18 protein-coding genes and 1 riboswitch are annotated in these 19,970 nt (G+C 70.9%); of the genes, 16 read left to right on the top strand and 2 right to left on the bottom strand.

The window, feature by feature from the left end:
- Window positions 1-35 precede the first annotated feature (35 nt).
- Complete coding sequence (locus ELY19_RS18605; protein ID WP_126197545.1) at window positions 36-1,112, top strand: DUF2330 domain-containing protein; 1,077 nt, start codon at window positions 36-38, stop codon at window positions 1,110-1,112.
- A 26-nt stretch (window positions 1,113-1,138) separates the two neighbouring features.
- Here the strand turns inward: ELY19_RS18605 and ELY19_RS18600 are convergent, their stop codons facing one another.
- Complete coding sequence (locus ELY19_RS18600) at window positions 1,139-1,564, bottom strand: PaaI family thioesterase (protein WP_126197544.1); 426 nt, start codon at window positions 1,562-1,564, stop codon at window positions 1,139-1,141.
- 112 nt (window positions 1,565-1,676) lie between these two features.
- Here ELY19_RS18600 and ELY19_RS18595 point away from each other — a divergent pair, with 112 nt between their 5' ends.
- The 11 genes from ELY19_RS18595 to ELY19_RS18545 all read left to right on the top strand — a co-directional run bounded on the left by ELY19_RS18595 (window position 1,677) and on the right by ELY19_RS18545 (window position 12,002).
- Complete coding sequence (locus ELY19_RS18595) at window positions 1,677-1,904, top strand: PspC domain-containing protein (RefSeq protein ID WP_126197543.1); 228 nt, start codon at window positions 1,677-1,679, stop codon at window positions 1,902-1,904.
- A 248-nt stretch (window positions 1,905-2,152) separates the two neighbouring features.
- Window positions 2,153-2,539 carry a BlaI/MecI/CopY family transcriptional regulator gene (locus ELY19_RS18590; RefSeq protein ID WP_126197542.1) on the top strand — a complete coding sequence of 129 codons (387 nt, stop codon included), beginning with the start codon at window positions 2,153-2,155 and terminating at the stop codon, window positions 2,537-2,539.
- A gap of 21 nt (window positions 2,540-2,560) precedes the next feature.
- The gene (locus ELY19_RS18585; RefSeq protein ID WP_126197541.1) at window positions 2,561-3,502 is read left to right on the top strand and encodes a M56 family metallopeptidase; all 942 of its coding nucleotides are present in this window, start codon (window positions 2,561-2,563) and stop codon (window positions 3,500-3,502) included.
- Window positions 3,503-3,556: 54 nt separating this feature from the next.
- Entirely contained in the window at window positions 3,557-4,057 is a 501-nt protein-coding gene (locus tag ELY19_RS18580) for a TM2 domain-containing protein (RefSeq protein WP_126197540.1), read from the top strand.
- A 65-nt stretch (window positions 4,058-4,122) separates the two neighbouring features.
- Window positions 4,123-5,562, top strand: a complete 1,440-nt coding sequence (gene guaB1 / locus ELY19_RS18575; RefSeq protein ID WP_126197539.1) for a GMP reductase — start codon at window positions 4,123-4,125, stop codon at window positions 5,560-5,562.
- Window positions 5,563-5,701: 139 nt separating this feature from the next.
- Window positions 5,702-7,045 carry a hemolysin family protein gene (locus tag ELY19_RS18570; protein WP_126197538.1) on the top strand — a complete coding sequence of 448 codons (1,344 nt, stop codon included), beginning with the start codon at window positions 5,702-5,704 and terminating at the stop codon, window positions 7,043-7,045.
- A complete protein-coding gene (locus tag ELY19_RS18565; RefSeq protein ID WP_126197537.1) occupies window positions 7,038-8,111 on the top strand; it encodes a hemolysin family protein in 1,074 nt (357 codons plus the stop codon). Before ELY19_RS18570 ends, ELY19_RS18565 begins: the two co-directional genes overlap by 8 nt.
- A gap of 11 nt (window positions 8,112-8,122) precedes the next feature.
- The gene (locus tag ELY19_RS18560) at window positions 8,123-9,016 is read left to right on the top strand and encodes a 3-methyladenine DNA glycosylase (protein ID WP_126198927.1); all 894 of its coding nucleotides are present in this window, start codon (window positions 8,123-8,125) and stop codon (window positions 9,014-9,016) included.
- Window positions 9,014-9,149: riboswitch (cobalamin riboswitch) on the top strand. (Overlaps the previous gene by 3 nt.)
- 36 nt (window positions 9,150-9,185) lie before the next feature.
- Entirely contained in the window at window positions 9,186-10,226 is a 1,041-nt protein-coding gene (locus tag ELY19_RS18555; protein ID WP_456045526.1) for a FecCD family ABC transporter permease, read from the top strand.
- The gene (locus ELY19_RS18550) at window positions 10,226-11,002 is read left to right on the top strand and encodes an ABC transporter ATP-binding protein (RefSeq protein ID WP_126197536.1); all 777 of its coding nucleotides are present in this window, start codon (window positions 10,226-10,228) and stop codon (window positions 11,000-11,002) included. The genes ELY19_RS18555 and ELY19_RS18550 overlap by 1 nt, the downstream gene beginning before the upstream one ends.
- A 1-nt stretch (window position 11,003) precedes the next feature.
- Window positions 11,004-12,002: an ABC transporter substrate-binding protein gene (locus ELY19_RS18545; RefSeq protein WP_126197535.1), complete on the top strand. Its 999-nt coding sequence runs from the start codon at window positions 11,004-11,006 to the stop codon at window positions 12,000-12,002.
- Between the two features lie 58 nt (window positions 12,003-12,060).
- Here ELY19_RS18545 and ELY19_RS18540 read toward each other — a convergent pair whose 3' ends face one another.
- Window positions 12,061-12,882 carry an LppX_LprAFG lipoprotein gene (locus ELY19_RS18540; RefSeq protein ID WP_126197534.1) on the bottom strand — a complete coding sequence of 274 codons (822 nt, stop codon included), beginning with the start codon at window positions 12,880-12,882 and terminating at the stop codon, window positions 12,061-12,063.
- 458 nt (window positions 12,883-13,340) lie between these two features.
- Here ELY19_RS18540 and ELY19_RS18535 point away from each other — a divergent pair, with 458 nt between their 5' ends.
- The 4 genes from ELY19_RS18535 to ELY19_RS18520 are packed head-to-tail and all read left to right on the top strand — an operon-like array spanning window position 13,341 to window position 19,938.
- Window positions 13,341-14,771 carry a fatty acid desaturase gene (locus ELY19_RS18535; RefSeq protein ID WP_126198925.1) on the top strand — a complete coding sequence of 477 codons (1,431 nt, stop codon included), beginning with the start codon at window positions 13,341-13,343 and terminating at the stop codon, window positions 14,769-14,771.
- Between the two features lie 11 nt (window positions 14,772-14,782).
- Window positions 14,783-16,000 (top strand): type III polyketide synthase, encoded by a 1,218-nt coding sequence (locus ELY19_RS18530; protein ID WP_126197533.1) that lies wholly within the window; start codon window positions 14,783-14,785, stop codon window positions 15,998-16,000.
- A 7-nt stretch (window positions 16,001-16,007) separates the two neighbouring features.
- A complete protein-coding gene (locus ELY19_RS18525; protein ID WP_126197532.1) occupies window positions 16,008-17,732 on the top strand; it encodes an ATP-binding cassette domain-containing protein in 1,725 nt (574 codons plus the stop codon).
- A 40-nt stretch (window positions 17,733-17,772) separates the two neighbouring features.
- Complete coding sequence (locus ELY19_RS18520; RefSeq protein ID WP_126197531.1) at window positions 17,773-19,938, top strand: malate synthase G; 2,166 nt, start codon at window positions 17,773-17,775, stop codon at window positions 19,936-19,938.
- Window positions 19,939-19,970: the final 32 nt, after the last annotated feature.

Raw genomic sequence — 19,970 nt, 5'->3', positions numbered from 1 at the left:
CGTCTCTCCCGCCCCGGACGCACTAACATGTATGAATGGCGCACTATTCTGAATCACGAGGGAGCCGAGCGATCCGCCGGCTCCTGGCGCTGAGCGCCGCCCTGCTCGTGGCGGTCGCGCTCCCCGTCGCGGCCCCCGCCTCGCACGCCTGCGCCTGCGGCGCGCCCGCGATGCCCGACGGGATCGACGCGACGGCGACGCAGGAGCTCGCGCTGCTCTCGTGGGACGGCCGGACCGAGACCATCGAGATGTCCCTCGACCTGCATTCCGCCGGTGACCACGGGGCGCTGGTCGTGCCGACGCCGGCACCCGCGACGATCACCTCCGGGTCCCGAACGACGTTCCAGGAGCTCGCGCGGACCACGGCCCCACGTCGGGAGACCCGGCGGCGGATCTTCGGCGTCCCGAGCCTGCCCCTGATGTCCGCCACCCCGTTCGGGGACGGCACGCCGCTCGTGCTCGCACGCATGCGACTCGGCGCCGTGGAGGCCGTCACCCTCCAGGCCGGCAGTACCGCGGGGCTGCAGAAGTGGTTGCGCGAGAACGGCTTCACGCTCCGCCCGGAGGTCGCTGCCACCTTGGGCGGCTACGTGGCGGACGGCTGGTCGTTCACCGCCCTGCGCCTCGTGGGCGAGGACCTGCGCGGCGCGCTGCAACCGCTCCGGATGACGTTCGCCAGCACCGCCCTCGTGTATCCGATGCGCATGTCGCGGGCCGCCAGGACGCAACAACGGGTCACGCTGTATTTCATGGGGCCGCACCGCGTGGCCCGGACGGACGCCGACCGATCGGCCCAGACCGAGCGTGTCGACTTCGCCGGCCGCGTGCGCCCGCAGGACCCGCGCCTGGCGGAGCTCGCCCGCGGCGGCGACTACCTGACCGCCCTGACGTACGCGGCCGATCCGGCGCGGATCACCCGCGACTTCACCTTCGGCCGCGCGCCCTCGGACGAGCCGCATCAGCGGGTGATCGTCGAGTACGTCTCCGACGGCAGGTCCATGATGACGACCCTCGCGGTCATCACCGGTGCCGCGGCCGCCCTGGGGATCCTGACGGGCCTGGCGGCACGGGCGGACCGCCGCCGGCGGCGGATCCGCGGCGAGTGGCGATAGCCGACCGCGAGTGGGTCGGCCGGCGGTCAGGCCTCGATGTTCTGGAGCCGCACCTGACCGCGCGCGACGGCCTTGCCGTCCTCCGAATCGATCTCCACGAGCCACAACTGCTGGCGGCGCCCGCGGTGGATCGGGGTGGAGCGGATGGACAGCACGCCACTGGAGAGCGCGCGCAGGAAGTCGGTGTTGTTGTTGACGCCGACGACGTGGCCGGTACCGCCGAGCCACACCACACCCGAGACGCTGGCCACGGACTCGACGATCGCGCAGTAGACGCCGCCGTGGGTGATGCCGAAGGGCTGGTGCAGCTCCGGCCGCAGCGTGAGGGTGGCCTCCACGCCGTCGGGTGTGACGGCCGTGTACTCGAGGCCCAGGAGCTTGTCGAATCCGGCGGTGCCACCGGCGACGATCTGGTCGATGGCCTGCTGCTGTCCGGGTGTCGGTTGCGTCATGGAATCACCCTAGAACCGGGCATCGCCGGCGCCGCCCCCGGGCCGCAAGATCCGGGGCGGTGTCCGGGTAGACCCCGATGCGCGGCGGGCGGCGCGCGGGCACTGTGGAGTCATGACCGAGAACTCGCCCTTCACCCAGAATCCGTACACCCCCGCACCGCAGAAGCGTTTCGCCCGCGACCTCCAGAACAACTGGATCGGCGGCGTGTGCGCGGGCATCGCCCGCTACTTCGGCATCGACGCAACGCTCGTGCGCGTGCTCTTCGTGGTGTCCTGCCTGCTACCCGGCCCGCAGTTCCTGCTGTACCTGCTGCTGTGGCTCGTGATGCCCAAGGACTGATCCGCGCTGCGGAGAAAGAAGTCGGCGGGTCCGGGGGCTCAGCCATCCCCCGGACCCGCCGTGGCACAGACCGGCGGATTACTGCAGCCCTCAGTTCGCGTCACGGTCCGATGTGGTTCGTTGGTCGCTCTCGGCGACGACACCCACTCTAGGACAGGCTCCCCTAACTAAGCAAGCCCTAATCGATGTGGCGTGGATTACGACAGGCCGTCGTAGCGATGTGGGCCATGCCGAGTAGAATCAGAGCAATGGCGGCATTGGGAGATCTCGAACGCGCGGTCATGGACCACCTGTGGGCGTCCACTGAACCGCAGACCGTGCGACAGGTGCACGAGTCGCTCGCCGCTGACCGCGAGCTGGCGTACACGACGGTGATGACGGTCCTGCAGCGGCTCGCGAAGAAGAAGCTCGTCAGCCAGATCCGCACCGACCGTGCGCATCGCTACGCCGCGAGCTTCGGTCGCGAGGAGCTCGTGGCCGACCTGATGTTCGACGCGCTGGCACAGGCCGAGAGTTCGCGCGAGGCCGCACTGGTGCACTTCGTGGAGCGCGTGGGCGCCGACGAGGCGCAGGCCCTGCGGCGCGCCCTCGCCAAGCTCGAGGCCGGCGAAGCAGCTCGTCGCGCCGAGCCCTGATGAACCAGTAGGCTCGTCCTCATGGCGGCCTTCATCTTCGGAGCGCTGGCCCTGCTACTCGCCGGGCCAGTGCCCGCCTGGCTCTCCCGCGCCGCCTGGCCGTTGCGCGCGCCCCGCGCAGCACTCGTGCTCTGGCAGGCGATCGCCCTGGCCGCGGTGCTCTCCGCCTTCAGCGCCGGCCTCGTGATCGCGAGCCGCCTGCTCGTTCCCGGTGCGGACGGCCGGCCCACCACGAATCCGATCGACGAGATCCGCCAGCTCGGGCTCGTCCCGTGGATCGTGGCCGTGGTCGCGTTCGCGCTGACCCTGCTCATCGGTGCCCGGCTCATCACCTCCACCGTCCGGCTCGCGATCCGCACCCGGCGGCGCCGCGCGCGCCATCGCACGGTCGTCGACATCCTGTCCCAGGCGGTCGACGGTGACCACCCCGTCTCCGCCGCCGATCTGCGCGTGCTCGGCGTCGACCAGCCGCTCGCCTACTGCCTTCCCGGGCTACGGCACCGGGTCGTACTCAGCGTCGGGACGATCAACCAGCTCAGCCACGAGGAACTCACGGCCGTGCTCGCCCACGAGCGCGCGCACCTGCGGTCCCGGCACGACCTGGTGCTCGAGGCGTTCACCGCCGTCCATCACGCCTTCCCGAAGGTCGTGCGCTCGTCCGCGGCGCTCGACTCCGTGAAACTGCTGGTCGAACTACTCGCCGACGACGAGGCCGTCGCCGCCGCCGGTCCGGTCCCCCTCGCCAACGCCCTCGTCACGTGTGCGCAGAGCCCCGCGCCGCGCGGCGCCCTCGCAGTCGGCGCGACGGGCACCGTCGTACGGGTCGAGCGGCTGTCGATGCCGCCGGCCAGCAACCTGTTCAGCGCGTCCGTGTACCTCCTCGCCGGCCTGATCCTCGTGGTGCCGACCGTCGCCGTGGCCGTACCGTGGCTCACCGAGCTCTCCCGCCTCCTGCTGCACTGATGCCGCGCCGGTAGGCTGGGCGCTCCACAAGGGGGAAACCGAGGGAGGACCAGCATGACCGATCCGCAGCAGCCGTACGGGCAGCCCTACGACCCGTACGCGAAGCAGGGCTACGACCCGCAGCCGTACCAGCAGCCCTACGGTCAGCCGCAGCCGTACCAGTCCTACGGTCAGCAGCCCGGGTACGGCCAGCAACCCTACGGCCAGCAGCCCGCCGGGCAGCCCGGGTATCCGTACGGGCCGCCCTTCGGGCCGGATCCGTCCGCGCCGTACGGTCGCGACCCGCAGACCGGCGAGCCCTACTCGGACAAGTCGAAGCTCGCCGCGGGCCTCCTGCAGATCTTCCTCGGCCAATTCGGCATCGGCCGGTTCTACCTGGGGCACACCTCGATCGCCGTGACCCAGCTGGTGCTGACACTGATCGGCTACGTTCTCGCGATCGTGATCGTGGGCGTCTTCATCGTGATCGGCGTCGGCATCTGGGCGCTCGTCGACGGGATCATGATCCTCACCGGCAGCGTCCGCGATCCGCAGGGCCGCCCGCTGCGCCCCTGACCGGGTGCGCCCACCGGGTGCGACCGTGACGGGGACCACCGCGACGTCGGGTAGACTGCCCACACGTGCAGTTCCTTCCTGATAGCCGCCCGCAGTACGACCTGACCTACGACGACGTCTTCCTCGTCCCGAACCGGTCGGACGTGACCTCCCGATTCGACGTGGACCTCTCGTCGGTCGACGGGACCGGCACCACCATCCCCCTCGTCGTCGCCAACATGACGGCGGTCGCCGGCCGTCGCATGGCGGAGACGGTCGCGCGCCGCGGCGGCATCGTCGTGCTCCCCCAGGATCTGCCGCTGACCGCGGCCGCCGACACCATCTCGTACGTCAAGAGCCGTGACCTGGTCGCGGACACGCCCGTCACCCTCGGCGCCGACGACTCCGTGAGCGACGCCGTCGCGCTGCTGCCCAAGCGCGCGCACGGAGCCGTCGTGATCGTCGACGCGGAGAACCGCCCCGTCGGGCTGGTCACCGCCGGTGCGTGCGAGGGCGTCGACCGCTTCGCCCGCCTGCGCGACGTCATGACCACGTCGTTCGTGTGCGCCGCAGCGGGCACCGCGCCCGAGGCCGTCTTCGACATGCTGGACAAGGACCACTCGGATCTGGCGGTCCTCATCGATGGCGACGACCGCCTGCACGGCGTGCTCACCCGCACGGCGACCGTGCGCGCCGGCATCTACACCCCGGCCGTCGACGCCGCGGGCAAGCTCCGGATCGCCGCTGCCGTCGGCATCAACGGCGACGTGGCCGCGAAGGCCCGCGCCCTCGCCGAGGCCGGGGCCGACGTGCTGGTCGTGGACACCGCGCACGGCCACCAGGCCAAGATGTTCGATGCGCTCGAGGCCGTCGCGGCGCTGGACCTCGGCCTGCCGCTGGCAGCGGGCAACGTGGTCTCCGCAGCCGGTGCGCGCGACCTGGTCAACGCCGGCGCCACCATCGTCAAGGTCGGCGTGGGCCCCGGCGCGATGTGCACCACGCGCATGATGACGGGCGTCGGCCGGCCCCAGTTCAGCGCGGTGCTCGACTGCGCCGCCGCCGCCCGCGAGCTGGGCGCCCACGTGTGGGCCGACGGCGGCGTGCGCCACCCGCGCGACGTCGCGCTGGCACTCGCCGCCGGTGCGTCGAACGTCATGGTGGGTTCCTGGTTCGCCGGCACCTACGAGTCCCCCGGTGACATGAAGTACGCCACCGACGGTTCCGCCTACAAGGAGAGCTTCGGCATGGCGTCCAAGCGGGCCGTGGCCGCGCGCACCGCCGGCGAGGGCGCCTTCGACCGGGCCCGCAAGTCACTGTTCGAGGAGGGCATCTCCAGCTCGCGGATCCGCGTCGATCCCGAGGCGCCCAGCGTCGAGGACCTCCTCGACCGCATCACCTCGGGCGTCCGGAGTTCCTTCACCTACGCGGGTGCCCGCACCGTGCCGGAGTTCCACGCGAAGGCCACCGTCGGCGTGCAGAGCGCAGCGGGCTTCGCCGAGGGGCGGCCGCTCCCCGGGGGCTGGTGACCGGCCGGGGTGCCCGCGCCCCGCTACACTGCGATCACTGAGATCCCCGACTCACTGAGAAGGAACATGAAGGTCCGAAGACCGGGCAAGCGCCGCCGACGACAGGCACCACCGACGCCGGAACGGATGGTGTCCGTCGATGGCTAGCGCGCTGATCACGGTCGGCGCCATCGTCGGCTTCCTCGCGCTGACCGTGGGTACCGCGCTGTTCGTGGCGGCGGAGTTCTCGCTCACCGCGCTCGAGAAGTCGACGATCGACGCCGACGTGCGCGACCGCGGGGACCGCCGCTCCAAGCAGGTCCAGCACGCGCACCGCACGCTCTCCTTCCAACTGTCGGGCGCGCAGCTGGGCATCACGATCACCACCCTGGTCACGGGCTACCTGGCCGAGCCGGTGCTGTCGAAGTTCCTACGCCCCGCGCTGGAGTGGACGGGTATGCCGGAGGTGTGGTCGGCGGCGCTCACGCTGATCCTGGCCCTGGTCATCGCGACATCGCTGTCGATGGTGCTCGGTGAGCTCGCGCCGAAGAACCTCGCGATCGCCCGGCCCCTGCAGACCGCGCGGCTGACCGCGGGCGCGCAATCGCTGTTCTCGTCGACCTTCCGGTTCGCGATCTCCTTCCTCAACCGCTCCGCGAACGCGTTGGTGCGCAGGCTGGGCATCGAGCCCGCCGAGGAGCTGAGTTCGGCGCGCTCCGCGCAGGAACTCAGTGCGCTCGTGCGCAACTCGGCGGCGCAGGGCGCGATCGACGAGATGACCGCCGAGCTGGTGGGCCGCAGCCTCGAGTTCGGCGAACTCACCGCGGAGGAGCTCATGACGCCGCGGCAGCGGATCCACTCGCTGGACGCGGACGACACCGTCGCCGACCTGGTGGCGCTGTCGATCGAGTCCGGTCACTCCCGCTTCCCCGTGGTCCGCGGCGACCTGGACGACACGATCGGGCTGGTGCACGTGAAGCAGGCGCTGACGGTGCCGGCGGACCGTCGCGCGACGGTGGCGGTGTCGGACATCGCCACCGCGGCCCCCGTCGTGCCCGCCACGCTCGACGGGGACGCGTTGATGGAGCAGCTACGCGCCAACGGCCTGCAGATGGCCCTCGTCGTCGACGAGTACGGCGGGTCCGCCGGGATCGTCACCGTCGAGGACCTGATCGAGGAGATCGTGGGCGACGTGCGCGATGAGCACGACGCGAACGAACCCGTCGACGTGCAGCGCACGGACGACGGCTACCTGTGCTCGGGACTGCTCCGCGTGGACGAGCTCGAACGGGACACCGGCTACCGCGCCCCGGAGGGCGACTACGACACCCTCGGCGGGCTCGTCATGTTCCTGCTCGGCCGGGTGCCGGCGGTCGGCGACCGCGTCGCGCTGCCGCACCACCCGTCCGTCGAGGACGACGACGTCGCGCCGCCGCAGTGGTCGGCACGGGTCGCGCGGATGGACGGCCGGCGTGTCGACCTGGTGGAGCTGACTCATGAGTGACCTCCTGGGCGTCGCCCTCACCGTGCTGCTGCTGGCCGCGAACGCCTTCTTCGTCGCCGCCGAGTTCGCGCTCATCGCCGCGCGCCGGGACCGGCTCGAGGCCCTCGTCGAGCAGGGACGCTCCACCGCGAAGGCGGTGATCAAGGCGTCGGAGAACCTGTCGCTCATGCTGGCGGGCTGCCAGTTGGGCATCACGATCTGCTCGATCCTGCTCGGCAAGGTCGGCGAGCCGGCGATCGCGCACCTGCTGGAGAAACCGCTGGGCTGGGCGAACGTGCCCGACGCGCTGCTGCATCCCATCTCGTTCACGGTGTCCCTGGGCCTGGTGGTGGTGCTACACATCCTGCTCGGCGAGATGGTGCCCAAGAACATCGCGCTGGCCGGGCCGGAGGCGGCCGCCATGCTGCTGGTGCCTCCGCACGTCGCCTTCGTCCGGCTGATGCGCCCCCTCATCGCGGTCTACAACTGGCTGGCGATGCTGGTGCTCCGTGCCGGCGGCGTCGAGCCGCGCGACGAGCTCGACGGCACCGTCTCGGCCGGTGAGCTGAGTGTGCTCATCGCCGAGTCGCACGACGAGGGCCTGATCGACGCCGAGGAGCGCGTGCGGCTGACCCGCGCCCTGCAGACCTCGCGCCGGACGGTCGCCGACGTGGCGATCCCCCTCGCGAAGATCCGCGGGCTGCAGGCGGTGCAGGGCACCAACGGCGTGTGGGGCCCGACGCTCGGCGACATCGAGTCGGCCGTCGCCGAGACCGGGTACTCCCGCTACCCCGTGCGCAGCAGCTCCGGCGCGTTCACCGGATACCTGCACGTCAAGGACGTGCTTCCGGACATCATGGACGCCGCGGTGGGCCCCGAATCCGTGATCGGCGCGAGCCGGGTCCGGCCGCTCCCCGTGGTCGACGGGAGCCTGTCCCTCGACCAGGCGGCGGGCGATCTGCGCCGGCTCGGCGGGCACCTCGCCGCCGTCGCCGACGACCACGGCCGGACCATCGGCATCGTGGCGCTCGAGGACGTGGTGGAGGAGTTCGTCGGCACGGTCCGCGACGGGACGCACCGGGTGTGAGCAGCCCCGGCATCCGCACCCTGAGCGACGGGCAGTGGGAGCCCCTCGCGGCCGCCCACCGCGCCCGGCTGGAGCCGTTCGTCGCCGCGCACCGGGACCGCTCGGCGCGCGGGGAGAAGCACCCGGTGTGGGATTTCCTGTTCACCTACTACGGCCACCGGCCCGCGCATCTGCTGCGCTGGCACCCGGGGCTCGGCACCGAGCTCGACGGTCCGCGCGCCGCTCGGGAGTACGGCGGAGTCCGGGGCTACGAGGTCGCCGGGACACGCGTGACCCGGGATCCCGCCGTTCTCGTCAAGCGCGCCGGGACGGCCGCGTACGTGGCCCGGCTGCTGGAGGCCACCGCCTCCCGGGCCCCGGTGTTCGGCTGCTTCGGCCTGCACGAGTGGGCGATGGTCTACCGCGAGGCGGACCGGGCCCGGCATCCGGTGCCGCTGCGCCTCGGCGCGGACGGCACCGACGACGTGGTCCGCGCCGGCGCGCTGCGCTGCACGCACTACGACGCGTACCGCTTCTTCACCCCCGACGCGGCGCCGCGCAACGCGACCGTGCTCACCCGGGAGTCCCAGGTCGGCTCGGAACAGCCGGGGTGTCTGCACGCCGGGATGGACCTCTACAAGTGGGCCTTCAAGCTCACGCCGGGCGCACCGTCGGACCTGGTGGCGGACGCGTTCGACCTGGCCCGGGACGCACGGGAACTGGACATGCGGGCGAGCCCGTACGACCTTTCCGACTACGGATTCCGGCCCGTGGCCATCGAGACGCCCGAGGGCCGGCGCGAGTACGTGCGGCAGCAGGCCGCGCTCGCGGAGCGGGCGGCACCGATCCGTGAGCGGCTGCTCGCCGTCGTCCGGTCCTGGCCCGGCGCGCGGCCCGCCGACGATATGTCCGCATCCCCCGCCTAGACTCCTCCCAGCGACGGTCCACGGGCGCCTGCCCGTGGCGCAAGAGGGAACCCGGTGCGAATCCGGGGCTGCCCCGCAACGGTGATCGCACGCAGCGCGAGAGCCCGATACCTGCCCTCGCGACCGCCCGGAGCCGGGCGGTGCTCACCGACCCGAGGGGAGTCGCGGAGTGCGAGTGGTCTCGTCGCGCCGTGTGGCAGTGCTGGTGGCCTGCCTGCTCATCGCGCTGATCGCCGCGATGTGGCTGGGCGTGCTGCTCGGCACCGTCCGCATCCCCTGGCGGGAGTCGACCGGGTACGTCTGGGCGTTCCTCACCGGCGGCGTCATCGACGCCGACCACGCGACGCACTACCGGATCGTCGCGGACTCGCGGATCCCCCGGGTACTCAGCGCGGCGATCGTGGGCGCCGGTCTCAGCGCGATCGGCGTCGCCGTGCAGGCGATGGTGCGCAACGCCCTCGCGGATCCGTACGTGCTCGGCATCTCGTCGGGCGCCTCGGTCGGCGCGACGACGGTCGCGCTGTTCGGCGTCTTCGGCACGCTCGGGTTGTACGCGTTGCCGGCCGCGGCGTTCCTGGGGGCGCTCGGAGCGACGGCGATGGTGTACCTGATCGCGTACCGGGGCGGCGGGCTCACGCCGCTGCGCCTCGTCCTCACCGGCACCGCGCTGGCCTACGGGTTCTCGGCGGTGACCACCGTCCTCGTCTTCCTCGCCCCGCGCGGCGACGCCGCCCGCACCGTCATGTTCTGGCTGTTCGGCAGTCTGTCCCCCGCCACTTGGCGCACCACAGTGCTGCTCGCGGTCACGGTCGCGATCGGTCTCGTGGTCCTCCGGTACGGCGCGCGCCGCCTCAATGCGCTGGCGCTGGGCGACGAGGTGGCGATCTCGGTCGGGCTCTCGGCGTCCGGCTACCGCTCGGCACTGTTCGTACTCACCGCGGCCATGACCGGGATCATCGTCTCGGTGTGCGGCGCCATCGGTTTCGTCGGGCTGGTCGTGCCGCACGTCGCCCGGCTGCTGGTGGGCGCGGACCATCGCCGCGTCCTGGTGATCGCGCCCGCGCTCGGCGCGGTCTTCCTGGTCCTCGCGGACATCGCCGCCCGCACCGTCGCCCCGCCGCAGGAACTGCCGCTCGGCGCGATCACCGCGGCGGTGGGCGTGCCCCTGTTCGTCGTGCTCATGCGACGCAGGTCCGTGGGGAGCGCGTGATGCGGGTCGAATACAGCGGCGTGTCCGTCGAGCTGGGCGAACGACGGATCATCGAGAACCTGAGCCTCACGGCGGAGACCGGCGATTTCATCGGCGTCGTCGGCCCCAACGGGAGCGGCAAATCCACCCTGGTCCGCTGCGTCTACCGCGCACTGACCCCGGCGAGCGGCACCGTCGCCGTCGACGGGCGGGACGTCAGGGCCGTGGCGCTCGCGGAGAACGCGCGACAGGTGGCGGCGGTGATGCAGCACGCCCCCTTCGACATCGGCTTCACCGCGCGGGAGATCGTCGAGACCGGGCGCCTGCCGCACCGCCGACGGGGCGTGTCGCTCGCCGCGCACCGCCGCGCCGTCGACGGTGCGCTCGCCGCGGCGGGCGCCTCCGACCTCGCGCGGCGGGACTTCGGCACCCTCTCCGGCGGCGAGGCGCAGCGGGTGCTCATCGCGCGTGCGTTCGCGCAGGAACCGCGGGTCCTGGTCCTCGACGAGCCCACCAACCACCTCGACGTGCGGCACCAGTTCGCGGTGCTCAGCGCTGCCCGCGACCTGGGCGTCACCGTCATCGCGGTGCTGCACGACCTCAACCTCGCGGCGCAGTACTGCGACCGCCTGTACGTGCTGTCCGAGGGCGTTCTCGCCTGCTCCGGTACGCCGGCGGAGATCGTCACGCCCGCGGTGCTCCGGCGGTACTTCGGTATCGGGGCGCACGTCGTGCCCCACCCCCGCCTGGGAGTCCCCCAGGTGATCTTCGACAGCGGTCTGACGGAAGGGACCTGAGATGAGACGACTCCCCCTGGTGTTGCTGACGGGCGTCCTGGTCGCCGGGTGCGGCGCGACCGTCGAGGACGCATCGCCGTCCCGCACCGCGGGCGCACCCGCCACCGTCACCAACTGCGGCGCGCCGCTCACCGTCCCGAGGGCGCCGGACCGCATCGTGGTCAACGACACCGGCACCGCGGAGATCCTGTTCGCACTGGGCCTCACCGACCGGATCGCGGGATACACCACCTACGACGGCAAGCACGTCGACTACGCGACCTCGCCCTGGAAGGCGGACTTCGACCGCGCCCCGAATCTGGGGACCGCCTTCACCCGGGAGACGATCCAGGCCGCCCGGCCCGACTTCGTCTTCGCGGGCTGGAACTACGGCTTCAAGGAGACCACCGGCGTCACGCCCGAGTGGATCCGGGAGATCGGCGCCGTGCCCTACCAGCTCACCGAGGCGTGCCGGCAGGCCGGGAGCACCCGGCGCGGCGTGATGCCGCCGCTCGACGCCATCTTCACCGACCTGACGAATCTCGGCACCCTGTTCGGGGTCCGCGAGCGCGCCGACCGGCTCGTCGCCGCGTATCGCGCCCGCATCGAGGCGGTGCGGACCGGTGCGCCGTCGGGGCGCAGGGCGCGGGTCCTCCTGTTCGACAGCGCCTCTCCCGACCCGTTCACCTCGGGCCGCACCGGCACCCCGCAGGCGATCATCGAGAACGCGGGCGGGGAGAACGTCTTCGCCGACCTCGACGACTCGTGGACCACCGCGTCCTGGGAGGCCGCGGCGCAGCGGGATCCGGAGGTGATCGCGATCGTCGACTACGGCGTCGGCGCGGCGAACACCCCGGACGCGAAGATCGCACAGGTGCGCTCGCAGCCCCTCATGGCGAACACCACCGCCGTTCGCGAGGGGAACTTCGTGGTGATCCCGTACGCGGGCTGGGTCGAGGGCCCGCGCACCCCGGGCAGCGTGGAAACCCTCGGCTCCTACCTCCGCTCGAAGGGCCGCTGACGACGGAAAGCCGGACCTCCCCCCGAAGGTCCGGCTCTCCTGGAGCGCTGTTCCCGTTCTACGTCGCGGGCTTGGTGATCTTCACGTCCTTGCCGAACTCGGTGAGGTTCAGCGTGATGGGCGATTCCTTCAGCTTGACCTCCATCCGGGTCACGTTCGGCTTCGGCTGCGGGTCGGCCGACGGGTCGAAGACGATCCACAGCGTGATGGGCAGCGTGGTACCCGCGTTGCCGCGCGTCGCGATGTCGGTGATCTGCGGCAGCAGCGGATCCAGGACCTGGGTGGCGACGGTACCGGTCACCTTCACGGTCTTGAGTCCGTTGGCGGTGTCCTTCCCGTCGACCTTGGGGTTCTGCACCGAGTCGAGGATCTTCGCGAGCCCCTTGTCGAGGTCCAGAATGATCGCCGGGTCGTAGACGCCCTTCTCGCCGGTCTTGCCCATCGGCTGGTACTTGGCGCCGCCGAGGTTGGCGTACATCACGCCGTCGATCACGACGAACTTCGTCTGCACGTAGTTGTCCTGGACGCGCACGTTGGCGTCGCCCTGCGCGGCGACGCGCTTGGTGTCCTTGAACGAGATGATGTCACCGTTCACGCTGGTCACGGGCAGTCCCTGGATCGCCTTGTCGACGTTCAGCGTCAGGTGCTCGGAGTAGGTCTCCCGGGTCGCCAGCGCGGCGTCCTGCACGATCTGGACGGTGGGCAGGCCGCTGGCGTCGACCGACGGTGCGGCGGTCGGCGAGCCCGATGCGCCGCTCGCGGCGGCCGCGGTCGCCGCGGTGGTGGCGCCGTCGTCGGACTTCTTGTCCGCGCAACCGGTGAGCACCAGCGCGCCGGCGGCGAGCAGCGCGACAGCCGCCCGCGATGCCTTGAGGTTCATGGGTTCCCCCCTGGAAATCTGTCCGGGCGGAACCGCCCGGGGCCGAATGAAAGGGCGGAAGTCCCGCCCTCACGGAAGAAGTATGCATGAATTCCGGAGTCGATCGGAGCATTCTTCTGTCTCGTTTCCCGACAAACCGGACACTGGAAGGTAGCGGCAAGCGCACCTTCAGCGATCCATTAGCGTGACCGGAGACGGTCTACTCGACCGCCGAATCCGGCAGTGCTCAGGAGGAACGAGAAGTGTCGATCAATCCCACCCCGCCCCCGGCCCCCGCCGAGCGCGGCGCGGCCGACCCCGGCCCCCGCGATCTCGACCGCGGCCCCGGCCCGGGCCAGCGCGGCGACGCTGCTCAGGAGGGCGCTTCCGGCCCCGATCCGCGTGACCCCGGGCGGCGCCCCGCAGGCCCCCGCGGTCGCGACTTCGACAGTGATGACGGCGACCCCGGACCCCGCGATCTGGGCCGCGAGCCGGGCCCCGGAGGCGGACCACAGTTGTCCAATGTGTGGGTTTACAAGGGCCGCGCCTACGACCTCTCGGAATGGATCAACAAACACCCCGGCGGAGAATTCTTCATCGGCCGGTCCAAGAATCGCGACATCACGTCGATCATCGGTTCCTATCACGCGAATCCCGAGAAGATCGAGAAGATGCTGGAACGGTTCGCGCTGGATCGCGACGCCCGTGTCGAGGACGTGCACCCGAAGAACAATGCGCCGGCGTTCCTCTTCAAGGATGGATTCGACAGTTGGCGCGACACCCCGCGCTACCGGTTCGACGATCCGAAGGACCTGCTGCACGCGGTGAAGGCCCGGCTGCGCGAGCCCGCGATGCGGGCGCGCGTCCAGCGGATGGACCGCTGGTTCAACATCGTCGCCGCAGCCCTGGCCGTGGCGTACGTCGCGGTGATCGCCACGCGGCTCGGCGTCCCGTCCTGGATGCCGATCTGGCTGTTCGTCGTGCTCATGGTGGTCCTGCGCAGCTCGCTCGCGGGATTCGGGCACTACGCGATCCACCGCGCGCAGAAGGGCGCGACGAAGGTGCTGGTGAACGCCTTCGACATCAACTACGTCGCACTGTCGTTCGTCACTGCCGACGGGCACGCGCTGCTGCACCACCCGCACACCCAGAGCGAGGTGGACATCAAGAAGAACGTCTTCACCATGATGATGGACATCCCGCGCTGGTACCGGATCCCGATCCACACGCTGCACAAGTTCGGGCACACCGCCACGGGCATGACGATGCGCCTGTTCGAGATCGTCAAGCTCACCCGCCAGGTGGGCGTCGCCGACATGTACGGCTCGCTGCGCGGCGCCCTCCCCCACTTCATCGGCGCCTTCGCCATGCGCGCCCTCCTGATCGGCGAGTTCTTCCTGTTCCTCCTGCTCGGCGACGTCTGGGCGTGGGTCGCGCAGTTCGTCGCCGTGCTCTGGGTGAGCACCTTCCTGGTGGTCGCGAGCCACGACTTCGAGACCGACGTGGAGGAGCTCCCCGAGCCCGACACCGAGGACTGGGCCGTGAACCAGCTCAACCAGGCCTACGACCTGTGGATCTCGGGCAACCGCTACGTCGACTGCTTCCTGTCCGCGGGCCTGTCCAGCCACCGCGTGCACCACGTGCTGCCCTACCAGCGCAGCGGCTTCGCCAACATCGCGACCGAGGACCTCATGGCCGAGGAGGCGGCGAAGTTCGGGGTCGAGTGGCTGCCGCGCCGCAGCTTCTTCTTCGACCGCCTGCCCGACCAGGTCCGCACCTTCCTCGGCAGCAAGGCCCGCCCCGCGCAGGAGCAGGGGCACGGCTTCTTCCGCGAGCACTTCTCGCCCCAGGCGCTCAAGACCTCGGGCTCGTACGTCGTCGCCGGTTTCACCGGCATCGGCACGGTGTAAGGAGATCACCCATGGATACCACCGGAGAGGGCACCGTCGCCCCCGTCCTTCCCGCACCCGGGACCTGGCTGGGCGCTCCGCCGGCGCCCCCGACCTCGGTCGCGGTGATCGAGTCCCTCGCCACGGGTTCACCCGAGCAGGTCCACGACCAGGCCGGGTCCGCCGAACGCGTCGCCGCGCGGTTCGACGATCCGCAGCAGGCCGAGCGGATCCGCCGGGTCTACGCCAAGACGCGGGTGGCCGAGCGGCACCTCGCGATCGACCCGCTCACCCCGGAGTTCGCGGAGTTCAGCACCCGCCCGGACACCGTCCGCGAGCGCATGGACCTGTTCTACGAGCACGCCGCGCCGCTCGCGATCGACACCGCCCGCCGCGCCCTCGGCATGGGCACCGAGCACGCGGTCGACCCCGCCGACATCGGCCAGCTGGTCTTCGTCACCAGCACCGGCTTCCTCGCCCCGGGAGTCGACGTCGCGGTGATCCGCGCGCTCGGCCTGGCACCGCAGACCAGCCGGGTGGTCATCAACTTCATGGGCTGCGCCGCCGCGATGAACGCGCTGCGCGTGTCCACCGACTACGTGCGCGCCCACCCGGACCGCAAGTCGCTCATGATCTGCCTGGAGCTGAGCTCGGTGAACGCCGTCTTCTCCGGCGACCCGAACGACGTGGTGATCTCCAGCCTGTTCGCCGACGGCTGCGGTGCCGCGCTCATCGGCGCGAGCGAGGTCGGGCATCCGCTGCCGGCCGGCCGGATCGTCGTGCGCGACACGTTCACCCATCTGCTCGACGGTGCCGAGGACGGGATCGTGCTCGGGGTCAACGCGAACGGCATCACGTGCGAGCTCGCGGAGTCCCTGCCGCGGTACATCGTGAACGGCGTGGCGCCGGTGGTCGACGCGGTGCTGCACCGCAACGACCTGAGCCGGGAGGCCGTCGCGCACTGGGCGATCCACCCCGGTGGCCCGAAGATCATCGAGTCCGCGGCCGCGGCACTGGGCCTGCCGGACGAGGCCTCGCGCACCAGCTGGGACGTCCTCGCCGCGCACGGCAACATGCTCAGCGTCTCACTGCTGTTCGTCCTCGAGCGCCTCCTGGCGCAGGTGTCCGACGGTGCCTCCGGTCGGCCCGACGGGACGCCGACCACCGGTATGGCGTTCTCCTTCGCCCCTGGCGTGACCGTGGAGGGCTTCCTGTTCGACGTCGTCACCGGCGACCGGCCCGGCGAATGAGCGCGTCATGAAGCTCCTGAAGTTCCTGTTCTCGATCTCCCCGGCGGCGATCGCCGCCGCCGTGGTCGCGGGCCTGCTCGCGGGCGGCGCGAACGCGTACCTCCTCACGCTCATCAACGGCCTGGTCGCACCGGGCCCGATGCCGACGGTCACGGTCACCCAGTTCGTCCTGACCGCCGTCGTCGTGGTGGTCGCGGGCGTCGCCTCGCAGCTGATCCTGCTGCACCTCGCGCAGGCGGCGGTCTACCGGCTCCGGGCGCGCCTGTCGCAGCGCGTGCTGGCGGCACCCCTGGAGCACATCGAGCGGCTCGGCGATCACCGCCTACTCGCGACCCTCACGGAGGACGTCCGGTCGCTCTCGATGGCGGTCTCGGGCATCCCCGGGCTGTGCATCGACCTGGCGACGATCATCGGCGCGCTGACCTATCTCGCGACCGTCTCGGGCACGCTGTTCGCGGTGTCCGTGGCGGGCACGCTCATCGGCATCGCCTGCGTGGAGACGGTGCTCCGCCGCGTCCGCGAGACCTACCGCCGGGCCCGCGAGCTCGACGACGCCCTCATCGGCTCGTTCCAAGAGGTCACGCACGGCATCAAGGAGCTCAAGCTGCATCGTGCGCGCCGGGCCGACTTCCTGGACCGCAAGCTCCTGGGCACCGCCGAGGACCTGCGCCGCAAGCACGTCGCCGCGGGCACCCGGTTCGCCGGCGGGCAGGCGCTGGGCCAGGTGTTGCAGCTCGGGACGATGGTCCTGATCCTGTTCGTCCTCGCCCGCGCGCTGGAACTGCCGCGGGAGACGATGATCGGCTACGTGCTGGTCACGACGTTCCTGTCGATGCCCATGCAGAGCCTCATGCATCGCATCCCCGACCTGTTGCGCGGCGATGTCGCGCTGGCGAAGATCCGCGGCCTCGACCTGTCGCTGGAGACCCCGCGCGACGAGTCGGTGCTCCCCTACGACGGGCGGCCCGTCGGCGACGGCACCGTCGAACTGCGGGGCGTCGGCTACGAGTACCTCCCCGAGCCCCCACCCGGCGGGCCCGGTCACCGGCCGCCCGGCCCCGGGGGGCTCGGAGGCCCGCCGCCGCACCCTCCTCAGGGACCACCGCCCGGCGCCCCGCACGGCTTCCGCCTCGGCCCCGTCGACCTGACGCTGCGGCCCGGCGAGGTGACCTTCGTCGTCGGCGGCAACGGCAGCGGCAAGTCGACGCTGGCGAAGCTGATCTGCGGGCTGTACGCACCGCGGATCGGTGAGATCCGCGCGGGCGGCGAGCCGATCGGCCCGCACAACACCGAGTGGTTCCGGCAGCACACCACGGCGGTGTTCTCCGACTTCCACCTGTTCGACGACTACCTGGGGCTCGCCGCCGACGATCTCGACGACCGCGTCCGCGGGTTGCTGCACGACCTGGAGCTGGCGCACGCGGTCACGGTCGAGGACGGGAAGCTCTCGACGCTCGCGCTGTCGACGGGGCAGCGCAAGCGGCTCGCACTGTTGACCGCGCTGCTCGAGGACCGGCCCGTGTACCTGTTCGACGAGTGGGCCGCCGATCAGGACCCGCGGTTCCGCGCGATCTTCTACGACCGGATCGTCGCCGACCTCAAGGCGCGCGGGAAGGCCGTGGTCGTGATCACACACGACGACCGGTACTTCGACCGCGCCGACCAGCTGGTCAAACTGGACTTCGGCCAGGTGGTCCCGGCGTCGGCGGCGATCACGCGCGGAGTAACCTGATGGGCACATAGACAGTGCTACGAAGGGGTTGAAGAACTTCATGGTTGACACCGCCCGGACATCCGTCGCCGGCCTCGAGGTCGCAACGGTCCTCTACGACTTCATCAACGACGAGGCGCTTCCGGGGACCGGTGTAGACCAGAAGACCTTCTGGGAGGGCGCCGCGAAGCTCATCGCCGACCTGGTCCCGAAGAACAAGGCGCTGCTCGCCACCCGCGACGAGCTGCAGGCCAAGATCGACGAGTTCCACGCCGCCGCGCCCGGCCCGGTCGATTTCCCCTCGTACAAGCAGTTCCTCACCGACATCGGCTACCTGGTGCCGGTCCCCGAGGACCGCGAGATCACCACGGCAGGAGTGGACACCGAGATCACCTCGACCGCCGGCCCGCAGCTCGTGGTGCCGATCCTCAACGCGCGCTTCGCGATCAACGCCGCAAACGCCCGGTGGGGCTCGCTGTACGACGCGCTGTACGGCACGGACGCCATCCCGGAGACCGACGGCGCCGAGAAGGGCAAGGGCTACAACAAGGTCCGCGGCGACAAGGTGATCGCCTTCGCCAAGGACTTCCTCGACAAGGCCGTGCCGCTCGAGGCCGGTTCCTGGGCGGACGTCACGGGACTGTCGGTGGCCGAGGGCAAGCTGGTGATCACCGAGGGCGAGAAGACCTGCGCTCTCGCCGACCCGGCGGCGTTCGCCGGCTACACGGGCGAGCAGGGTGCACCGTCGGGCGTCCTGCTGCGCCACAACGGCCTCCACCTGGAGATCCAGATCGACCCCGCGTCCCCGATCGGCTCGACCGACCCCGCAGGCATCAAGGACGTGCTCGTCGAGTCCGCCGTCACCACGATCATGGACTTCGAGGACTCGGTCGCGGCCGTCGACGCGGACGACAAGGTCGTCGGCTACCGGAACTGGCTGGGCCTGAACAAGGGCGACCTCGCGGAGGAGGTCACCAAGAACGGCAAGACCTTCACCCGCACCCTGAACCCGGACCGCGTGTACACCGCGCCGGACGGCTCGGAGCTGGTGCTGCACGGCCGCTCGCTGCTGTTCGTGCGCAACGTGGGCCACCTGATGACCACCGATGCGATCCTGCTGAACGGCGACGAGATCGGCGAGGGCATCCTCGACGGCATCGTCACCTCGCTCATCGCGATCCACGGCCTGTCGGGCGAGCTCACCAACTCCCGCACCGGCTCGGTGTACATCGTCAAGCCCAAGATGCACGGCCCCGAGGAGGTGGCCTTCGCCGCGGAGATCTTCGCCCGCGTCGAGCAGCTCCTGGGCCTGCCCGCGCTCACGCTCAAGATGGGCATCATGGACGAGGAGCGCCGCACGTCGGTGAACCTCAAGGCCGCCATCGCCGCGGCGAACGACCGGGTGGTGTTCATCAACACCGGCTTCCTGGACCGCACGGGCGACGAGATCCACACCTCGATGGTCGCGGGCCCGTTCGTCCGCAAGGGTCAGCTCAAGGGGCAGACCTGGTACCCCGCGTACGAGGACAGCAACGTCGACATCGGCCTGCACGCGGGCCTGCAGCACAAGGCGCAGGTCGGCAAGGGCATGTGGGCCATGCCCGACCTGATGGCCGCGATGCTCGAGCAGAAGATCGCGCAGCCCAAGGCCGGCGCGACCACCGCGTGGGTGCCCTCGCCGACCGCCGCGACCCTGCACGCCCTGCACTACCACCTGGTGGACGTGTTCGAGGTGCAGAACGAGATCGCCAAGCGCGATCCGGCGTCGGTGGACGACATCCTCACCATCCCGCTCGCGAAGAACGCGAACTGGTCGGAGGAGGAGAAGCGCGAGGAGCTGGACGAGAGCGCGCAGTCGATCCTCGGCTACGTGGTCCGCTGGATCGACGCCGGCGTCGGCTGCTCGAAGGTTCCGGACATCCACGACGTCGCCCTCATGGAGGACCGCGCGACGCTGCGCATCTCCTCGCAGCTGCTCGCGAACTGGCTGCGCCACGGGGTCGTCACCGAGGACGAGGTCATCGATGCGCTCAAGCGCATGGCGCCGGTCGTCGACCAGCAGAACGCCGGTGATCCGGACTACCGTCCGCTGGCGCCGGACTTCGACACCAACATCGCCTTCCAGGCCGCGAAGGACCTGATCCTCCTCGGCGGCACGCAGCCGAACGGCTACACCGAGCCGATCCTGCACGCGCGCCGTCGCGAGTACAAGGCCGCGAACAGCTGAGCAGCGCAACCGAACCCGACACCGGGCCGGTC

This window comes from Tsukamurella paurometabola (assembly GCF_900631615.1).
GTDB classification, from domain to species: Bacteria; Actinomycetota; Actinomycetes; order Mycobacteriales; family Mycobacteriaceae; genus Tsukamurella; species Tsukamurella paurometabola_A.
Note: the sequence above shows the minus strand (reverse complement) of the source record. Positions and strands in the feature narration are given on the sequence as shown.